The organism is Massilia mucilaginosa (genome assembly GCF_011682145.1).
In the GTDB taxonomy this organism is placed as follows: domain Bacteria; phylum Pseudomonadota; class Gammaproteobacteria; order Burkholderiales; family Burkholderiaceae_D; genus Telluria_A; species Telluria_A mucilaginosa.
In genome coordinates, this window is record NZ_WHJH01000100.1 from 1 (window position 1) to 8,174 (window position 8,174).

Sequence of the window (8,174 nt, forward strand, 5' to 3'; positions counted from 1 at the left end):
TCGCGGCAACGTGCTTCTCCCAAAAAACGGTCGTGTTTTCCATGCTTGCTCCGGTATCAAATCGAAGTAGCAAGAATGCGGAAATTCGGATTAGCCAGCAAGTCTGGGGTTTATGGAGCGCTTACCATTGACCCGTCCCAGGCCCCAGGTCGAGTAATTGATCTGGGTCATCGGCCGGGTGGTCGTCGTGCCCCATACCAGCGACTGGCTGAAGGTGTCGTACACGCCTTGCTGGCCGACGCCGTCAATCAGGGTCCAGGCGCCGCGCAGCGACAGCAGGTTGACCCGCGATTCCGGCACGCGCGGCGTACCGTTGCCGTCGATATGGCCGGACTGGCTCAGCACCCGGCGCAGCGACTTGCGTACCAGGTCGAGCTGGGCCGGCGGCGAGTTGCTCCATTGCGCCCCGATCTCCACGTAGATGGCGAACGGGGTATTGTCGTTACGGTCGACGACATAAGCGCCGTATTTCATCAGGGTGCGCGCCACTTTCAGCAGGCGGGCATCGGTGATCTTGCTCAGGTCAAAGTCAGGCGGCAGCATGACGCGCGCGCCTTCGGGGATGCGGCCGGTGTTCGGCTTGTCTTTGATGGGCGTGTCGCCGGCCGTCGCCGGATAGGTGTAGTGATCGGCCCCGCCGAGCAGGCCGGTGAAGTCGAGCGACATCGACAGTGCGTGATCGTACATCGGCTTGCCGTCGTTGGCTTCGGCGATGCGGATCATGCCGCCGGTCGGCGCCGGGCCGGCCGCGCGCGCGCCCTGGTAGTAGTGGGCCGGATCGCCCCAGCCGGTGCCATTGAGCGGCGTCCACGATACGCGGGTGGCGGTCCACTTGCCTTCGGCGTTCTTCTTCAGATTGGAGAACGAGTAAATCCGGTTCAGGCTGGCATCGACGATATCGGCATGACCATCGCCGCCGGTTGCCGGCGCCGTGTTCGCTGGCCAGTGGGGAATGGTGTAGGTCGGCGTGCGCATTTCGGTGTCGGTATCGACCACGCCGGTGGCGCCGGCCACAGGGTAAATCAGCATCGGCGCGTCGCTGGCCTTCGCTTCGAAAATGCCGGACGAGAAAGCGCCGGCCTGGATCGCCGGGTTCCAGCTGGTGGCCGGGATTTCCCAGGTATCGAACACCGGCTTGACCGGGTAGGAATTCCAGAGCGAATCGGCGGCGAACGGCTTTTGATAGGTGCCAAATGCGGGCGCGGGCGTCGTCTGCGCCTGCACCTGCGTCAGGGAAGCCAGCGCGAGTGTTCCAACAGCTAAAAGTTGTTTCATCTGTAAAGTCCTTGGAATGAATACTGCCCTGGGTGCGGGCGGCGAGTGCAGCGTTGATAATGAAAAAGCGTGTCCCCGGTTCAGCTGGTATTTCCTTCAGCTGATTAAACAGTAACACACTATTCTGATTATGAAATCGATTGCACGATCGGTTTTCAGAATAAGAACGGATTATCGGGAATTTACCCGGTATTCATATTCCGTTATTGGCCAGTTGGATATTTTTTATGTGAGTCGTAAATATATCCAATACAGATGGCGAGGACGCAATTTATCATGTGCGGGGTTAATAAGAAGTGTTTTCCCGCCAAGCCTGGAGGCGTGAACACCCTGGCGCCCTTCGGAGATAGCCCACGGCATGGCGGGCGTGTACAATCGCACATCATCCCGCGCACCAAGCCCATGGAAAGTCAGAATGAAGAAAACACTGCTCGCCTGCTTCTTGTTCATCGTCAGCCTGGGTGCGTCCGCGCAACCGTCCGACCCCGCCGCACCGTACACGAAGCAGATCAACGCCTTTATCGATGAATGGCACGATGATGCGGCGCATGCGCGGCCCGCGTATTTCGACAAGATGGCGAAACATGGCGTGTATATCGGCACCGACAAAACCGAACTGTGGAATCGCGACGAGTTCAAGGCCTGGGCCAAGCGTTTCTTCGACAAGGGTTCGGCCTGGTCGTTCAAGGCCACCAGGCGCAATGTGTATATGTCGGCGGACAAGAAATTTATCTGGTTCGACGAACTGCTCGATACCCAGATGGGCGTGTGCCAGGCCAGCGGCGTGATGCGCAAGACCGGCACCGGATTCGAGATCGAGCATTATCAGTTGTCGATCGCCGTTCCCAATCCGGTGGCCGACCAGGTGACTAAAACAATCAAGGATTTTGAAGCCGCTGCGGCCGCCAAGTAAACGACTCCGAGAGAGACAACCGCACGTGCCGAATCGAAGCAACTACATCGGCCGCTTCGCGCCATCGCCGACCGGTCCGCTGCACCAGGGATCGCTGGTGGCGGCCATGGCGAGCTACCTGGACGCCAGGGCGCATCATGGCCACTGGCTGGTGCGCATCGAAGATGTGGACGAAGGCCGCAGCGTGCCCGGCGCGGCGGAAAACATCCTGGCGCTGCTGCGCACCCTGGGCATGGACTGGGACGGCGAGGTGGTCTGGCAAAGCCGGCGCAAGGAGTTGTACCAGGCCGCCGCCGGCAAACTCGGCGCGCACGTCTATCCCTGCGGCTGCAACCGCCGCGAAATCGCTGATTCCCGCCTCGGCACCGCACCCGACGGGTCGGCCATTTACCCCGGCACCTGTCGCCACGGCCTCGCGCCCGGCAAGACCATGCGCAGCCTGCGCGTGCGCGTGCCCGATCCCGCCGACAAGGTCGACAGCGCCGGCAATGCCGACCTGATCGCCTTTATCGACCGCGCAGCCGGCCCGGTGGCGCAACATCTGGCCACCGAGTCGGGCGATTTCGTGCTCAAGCGCGCCGATGGCTTCTGGGCCTACCAGCTTGCGGTGGTGGTCGATGACGCGCAGCAGGGCGTCACCGACATCGTGCGCGGCGCCGACCTGATCGATTCGACGCCGCGCCAGATCTATCTGCAGCACCTGCTGGGCGTGCCGGTGCCGCGCTACCTGCATGTGCCGGTCGTGCGCAATGCGGATGGCGAAAAGCTGTCCAAGCAAACTGGCGCGCTGGCGGTCGCCCCCAAAGATGAGCGCCAGGCGCTGGCCGTCCTGCAGGCCAGCGCCGCGTTCTTGCAGCTGCCACTGGCGCAGGCAAGCTCGGTCGGCGCGTTCTGGCAAGCAGCCGTCCCGGCCTGGGCCGAACGGTTCGGGCTCGCTTCCGCCCCAGCCTGAGCAACACGACACGGCCGATATGTCTTGTTTAAGTCAGTACGGCAAGGAATCTACTTTTTCTGGATGGTGATCTGGCCATCGGCTTCCAGGAAAGCGCAGCGCATGTCCTTGATGTCGCAATCGGAGCAGCGCAGGGCCTGGTCGACCTCTTCGCGTGAAATGCGGCAGCGCTTCATCACCTTGTCGTACAGTTCGCCGTCGCGCCCAAGCAGCACCGCGCTGCCGTCGAGGATGTCCGACATTTTTTTGCTGTGCGACGACATGAATGACATCGCCATGTTCAGTCCCACCAGCACCGCCGCGACGATGAAGCCGCCGACCAGCGATTGATCGCCACCCGTGAGCGAGTTCGATACCGCTTCGCTGAGCAACATCACCACCAGCAGGTCGAACGGGGTGAACTGGCCCACCGTGCGCCGCCCGGAAACCCGCACCATGAGCAGCAGGATCAGATACACCGCCGCGCCGCGCACGACGAATTCCCACCAGGGATGGTCCATCTCGAACATGAGTATTTCCTTTCAGGATGAAGCGTGCCGCGCCAGGGATTTTTATCATATTGTAAAGAAAGGGGACGAAACGTGGATGGCGTCGGCCTACGGTGTGTGCACTGCCAACCGGCAATAAAGTTGTACATACAAGCTGCGATGTATGGTAATTTCGTATTGCAGGAAAAATATGAAAAACACCATAAGGAGACATGTATGAAGTTGTTGTCAGTATTGTTGGGACTGGTTTTGCTGGCCGATGCGCGCGCTGACGCCTCCCTGGTGGGGGACACGGTCGATGCAGGCATGTACCGCACCATCGACACCGGCCGCGGTGTGGGAAGAATCACGGGATTCGGGCTGGACACGCCGTTTGTGGTCCAGAATGGCCTTGCCGATCAGCAGAACTACAGCGTTGCGTATACGCTCAATGTGGACGCCGACCGTTTCGCCATCGATTACCGCAATGCGTTCGCCTGGGGCAAGGGCATTGTCTTCCGCCTCACCGACCTCGACTTCAGCAACGGTGCATTGCTGCAATCGCTGACGGTCGATACCAATATGCTGGGTTACGGCCTGACGGTCGGCACCGACTACATCGAAATCGATCTCAGCGGCATCAGCGGCACGCGCGACGCCTACTTTCACGGCCAGTTCGTCACCTCGGCCGTTCCGGAACCGGGCTCGATGGCGATGCTCTCGTTGGGCCTGGCGATCGTCGGCATCGGTGCCGCCCGCGCCCGCAAGCATCGTCAAGGCTGAGGCTCGGCGTCTGGCGCCGTGCGACAGGCGCGCGGCGCTTTGCCCAAGCCGTCCGGCGCGGGCCGCGAACAGGTTTGCGCTGGCGCCAGCCTACTGGCTGACGCATAATGCGGCATGTTCAAACTGACCTTTCTCGGCACGTCCTCGGGCGTGCCCACCAAAAACCGCAACGTCACCGCGCTGGCGCTGCAGACCTCCCTGAACCGCGACTGGTGGCTGGTCGACTGCGGCGAGGGCACCCAGCACCGCCTGCAGCACATCGCGCTTACCGTGCACGACCTGGCCGGCATCTGCATCACCCACATCCATGGCGACCACAGCTACGGCTTGCCCGGCTTCCTGGCCAGCGCCGCCATGAACGGCCGCAAGCGCCCGCTGATCCTGATCGCGCCGCTGGCCGTCAAGGCCTGGCTGGACGCGACCATGCTGCACACCGAGCTGTTCCTGCCGTTTGCGCTGATCCATGTGGATGTCGCCGGCGCGCAGCAGGTGCACCACGAAACCGGCCTGACGATCGAGCGCCATCACTTGTCGCACCGCGCCCCGAGCGTGGGGTTCCGCTTCGCGCTGGAAACCAGCAAATGGAAGCTCGACAGCGCGGCACTGCGCGCGCGCGGCGTGCCGTCCGGTCCGCTGTGGGGCAAATTGCAGGCAGGGCGCGATGTGGTGCTGGACGACGGCAGCGTACTGGCAGCCGCCGATTTCCGCGTGGCCGATGTGCAACGCGCGGTGGCCGTGATTGGCGGCGACAACGATACCCCGGCGCTGCTCGGCGACGCCTGCGCCGAGGCGCAGGTACTGGTGCACGAGGCCACCTATACCGAGGCCATCTTGCAAAAAGTCGGACCGGGACCGACCCACAGTTCGGTGCAGCGCGTGGCGCAGTTCGCCACCGAACGCGGCTTGCCCAACCTGATACTGACCCATTTCAGCGCGCGCTACGACAACCCGGAAGGCATGGCCGAGCTCGAAGCCGAGGCGCGCCAACACTACGCGGGCAATCTGTTCCTGGCACAGGACTTTGCGACCTACGAACTGGACGCGGCCGGGGTGGTGCGCCAGCTGCAGGCGGCCTGAGCTGCCCGTTGATTGGGTATTCCCGCCCCGACGTGCGCTGTTGCGGATACCTCGTGCGTTGATGTGCATCAGATGACTGCCCGCCTGATTTGTCATCATCCGATATCCAGGTTTCTGACATTGAAGCGGGCGTTGCCTGCGGTGGGGAGCGCCAGGTGATGTCCCATGACCAAAGCAAGGTATGATGAAGTTGTTGCGTATCTCAAGCAGCGTCCCCGCACGACGTCTTGCAAGGACTTGCTTCGGCTTGGACTCACAGGCAAAAATTGAGCAGGTTAGCTTGAATTCTCATATTGTTACCCTTCTTACTATCGCATCGACAAATCGTGCTTATGCAATGCCCCCGCGCGACGCGCCGATATCGGAAACCGAGGCGTGACCCAAGGGCGCGGATTGCAAGCGGCATGCACGCAGCACTCTGTGCTTGACCGTAGCGCCGTGTGCCTCATTCACCTGACGCGCCATCGCGATACTCGCCGATGACCTCGATGAGCCCGACGATATGGTCGTTGAGCTGCTCCAGTTCCTCCGCCGGAATCCACCACTCGGTATGCAGATTGCCGCCGACTTTTTGAACCTGATAGCGCTCCATGAACGACGCAAGCACCTCGAATCGGGTCACGTAGCCAACTCCGCTGGCGCCGATATTCCACTCGACGGCAATCTGCTTGGCATAGGCTTCGTTTGTCACCGGATAAAAAATCGGCTGCTCCGGCAAGCGCGGCGGCCAGCGCTTGAAACCGCTCTGGCGCACCAGTTCAAGTTCCTCCGGACCGGTAGGGCGGTAGAGGACAACTGTTTTATCTGTCATGTTTCGCTTTCGGTGGATTCGACCGCGGTGCGCAGTCGCTATGGCGCGCGGCGGTACATCACATCGGTCCGCAGCACATATTTGAGGCCGTCGGTCACTTCCGTCCCCTGGTGCGGCAGCTTGTGCGGGAAAACCAGTGCCGCGCCTTCCTGCGGTTTGATGAATTCGGTCTTGAATTCGGTATCGCCGCCCTCGAAGCCGGCGTTCAGGTAGATCATGAACGTCAGGCGGCTCTCTTCGTCGGGCGAGCGGGCGAACACGCCGTCCCGGTGCCATTTGAAGTACTCCTGGGGGCCATACCGGTAATAGCGGAACCGTTCGTTAAATCCGCACAGCGTCCAGTCGCCGATGGCGGCGGGCAGCAGCTCGCGCGCCCGTTCGAACAGCGACATCGCCAGCGCCGCATCGTCGAATATGACGCGGTCGTTATTGCGGACGTCTTCCGCGCGCCGCGAGCCGTCGCGGAAATTGACTTCCGACGGCACAAAGCCGGCTTCTTCACCAAGCGCGATGTAATGCTGGCACATGGCGGGGGTGAGGAAGTGTTCGATGACGAAAGCTCCCGAGTTTTTCTCGACGACGCGCATGGTGTTCATATGGGTTCATTTTCTCTGCGGATGAACACATCATAAATCACTTAGTGTATTCGCACAACTAACTTAGTATTCATTTATCACTAAGATGGGTGGAGGGCGGTTTGCGCCAGGCGGGAAGAAGGATTACTTCTGTTCCTCGTCCAGGATCGCCTGGATTTCGGCCCGTTCGCGCGCGCTCACGTGTCCGCGCAAGGCGGCCAGCACCAGCTCCTTGCCCGAACCCGAAAACGCCTTGTGAATCAGGTCCTTGATCAGGCTGGTCTGGAGGGAGTCCTGCGGCTGCGCCGGCGCGTAAATGTGCGCGCGGGCGCTTTCGTCGCGCGTGAGCAAGCCCTTGGTATGCATTAACTGGAGCAGGCGCAGCACGGTGGCGTACGCCATGTCGGGACGGCTGGCCACGGCCGCCTGGTGCACCTGCTTGGCGCTGGCCGGACCGAGTTGCCACAGCAGGCGCAGCATTTCCAGTTCCGCTGCGGTGGGCTTGGGGAGGGCGGTCGGCTCTGGCATGGGGAGGGTAGCGGTGGGAATGCATCTAGAGTAAATTATCTAGATGGGAAAGTCCAGTTCAGATCTCCGACCACATGCGCAGCAGGTTGTGATAATGCCCGGTCAGGCTGACGGTTTCCTCGCTGTCGCCCAGTTGGGCGCGCAGGCGCACGATGGTCTGGTCGAGTTCGAGCAGCATGGCGCGGCGGGCGTCGTCGCGCACCATGCTCTGGACCCAGAAGAATGAGCAGACGCGGCTGCCGCGCGTGACCGGTTCGACCTTGTGCACGCTCGACGAGGGATACACGATCATGTCGCCGGCCGGCAGCTTGACCTCGTGCACGCCGTAGGTATCGTTGACGATCAGTTCGCCGCCGTCGTAGTCCTCGGGGTCGCACAGGAACAGGGTGCAGGAAACGTCGGTGCGCATCGGCAAGGCGCTGCCGGCGACGTTGCGCACGGCGCCGTCCACATGGGCGCCGTAGTGCCCGCCGCCGGCGTAGCGGTTGAACAGCGGCGGCACGGTGCGCAGGGGCAGGGCGGCGGCGAAATACAGGGGATTGGCGGCCAGGGCCGCGAGGATGATGCGGCCGAGTTCGGCGGCGAGGGGGCCGTCGGTGGGCAGTTGCTGGTTGTGCTTGACCTGGGCGCCCTGGGCGCCGACCGTGGCGCGGCCGTCGGCCCAGTCGGCGTCGTCGAGCGCGCGGCGCATGGCGGCGACCTGGGCGGGGGTGAGTACCTGGGGAATGTGGAGCATCATGGGGAAAACCGTTGGCTGATGCCGTCGTTCCCGCGCCAAGGCGCGGGAACGACG

10 protein-coding genes are annotated in these 8,174 nt (G+C 62.2%); 4 read left to right on the forward strand and 6 right to left on the reverse strand.

From position 1 onward, the window contains the following. Nucleotides 1-90: 90 nt before the first annotated feature. Nucleotides 91-1,275 carry an Atrophin-1 multi-domain protein gene (locus F2P45_RS33425; RefSeq protein WP_166882523.1) on the reverse strand — a complete coding sequence of 395 codons (1,185 nt, stop codon included), beginning with the start codon at nt 1,273-1,275 and terminating at the stop codon, nt 91-93. A gap of 415 nt (nt 1,276-1,690) precedes the next feature. Here F2P45_RS33425 and F2P45_RS33430 point away from each other — a divergent pair, with 415 nt between their 5' ends. Further along, nucleotides 1,691-2,188 carry a nuclear transport factor 2 family protein gene (locus F2P45_RS33430; RefSeq protein ID WP_166882524.1) on the forward strand — a complete coding sequence of 166 codons (498 nt, stop codon included), beginning with the start codon at nt 1,691-1,693 and terminating at the stop codon, nt 2,186-2,188. 25 nt (nt 2,189-2,213) lie between these two features. Continuing rightward, the gene (gluQRS, locus tag F2P45_RS33435; RefSeq protein WP_166882525.1) at nt 2,214-3,140 is read left to right on the forward strand and encodes a tRNA glutamyl-Q(34) synthetase GluQRS; all 927 of its coding nucleotides are present in this window, start codon (nt 2,214-2,216) and stop codon (nt 3,138-3,140) included. 50 nt (nt 3,141-3,190) lie between these two features. Here the strand turns inward: gluQRS and F2P45_RS33440 are convergent, their stop codons facing one another. After that, nucleotides 3,191-3,649, reverse strand: a complete 459-nt coding sequence (locus tag F2P45_RS33440) for a DUF421 domain-containing protein (RefSeq protein WP_166882526.1) — start codon at nt 3,647-3,649, stop codon at nt 3,191-3,193. Nucleotides 3,650-3,844: 195 nt separating this feature from the next. Between F2P45_RS33440 and F2P45_RS33445 the strand changes: the two genes are divergently transcribed. Both F2P45_RS33445 and F2P45_RS33450 read left to right on the forward strand, forming a co-directional pair. Beyond that, on the forward strand, nt 3,845-4,390 hold the full coding sequence (locus tag F2P45_RS33445; RefSeq protein ID WP_166882527.1) for a PEP-CTERM sorting domain-containing protein: 546 nt from the start codon (nt 3,845-3,847) through the stop codon (nt 4,388-4,390). A 114-nt stretch (nt 4,391-4,504) separates the two neighbouring features. Further along, nucleotides 4,505-5,467, forward strand: a complete 963-nt coding sequence (locus tag F2P45_RS33450; RefSeq protein ID WP_166882528.1) for a ribonuclease Z — start codon at nt 4,505-4,507, stop codon at nt 5,465-5,467. A gap of 445 nt (nt 5,468-5,912) precedes the next feature. Here the strand turns inward: F2P45_RS33450 and F2P45_RS33455 are convergent, their stop codons facing one another. The 4 genes from F2P45_RS33455 to F2P45_RS33470 all read right to left on the reverse strand — a co-directional run bounded on the left by F2P45_RS33455 (nt 5,913) and on the right by F2P45_RS33470 (nt 8,120). Then, the gene (locus F2P45_RS33455; protein WP_166882529.1) at nt 5,913-6,278 is read right to left on the reverse strand and encodes a hypothetical protein; all 366 of its coding nucleotides are present in this window, start codon (nt 6,276-6,278) and stop codon (nt 5,913-5,915) included. Nucleotides 6,279-6,316: 38 nt separating this feature from the next. Further along, nucleotides 6,317-6,874: a 2OG-Fe(II) oxygenase gene (locus F2P45_RS33460; RefSeq protein ID WP_223164895.1), complete on the reverse strand. Its 558-nt coding sequence runs from the start codon at nt 6,872-6,874 to the stop codon at nt 6,317-6,319. Nucleotides 6,875-6,997: 123 nt separating this feature from the next. Further along, nucleotides 6,998-7,381, reverse strand: a complete 384-nt coding sequence (locus F2P45_RS33465; protein WP_166882530.1) for a BlaI/MecI/CopY family transcriptional regulator — start codon at nt 7,379-7,381, stop codon at nt 6,998-7,000. Nucleotides 7,382-7,439: 58 nt separating this feature from the next. Continuing rightward, nucleotides 7,440-8,120: a Fe2+-dependent dioxygenase gene (locus tag F2P45_RS33470; RefSeq protein ID WP_166882531.1), complete on the reverse strand. Its 681-nt coding sequence runs from the start codon at nt 8,118-8,120 to the stop codon at nt 7,440-7,442. Between the last annotated feature and the right edge of the window lie 54 nt (nt 8,121-8,174).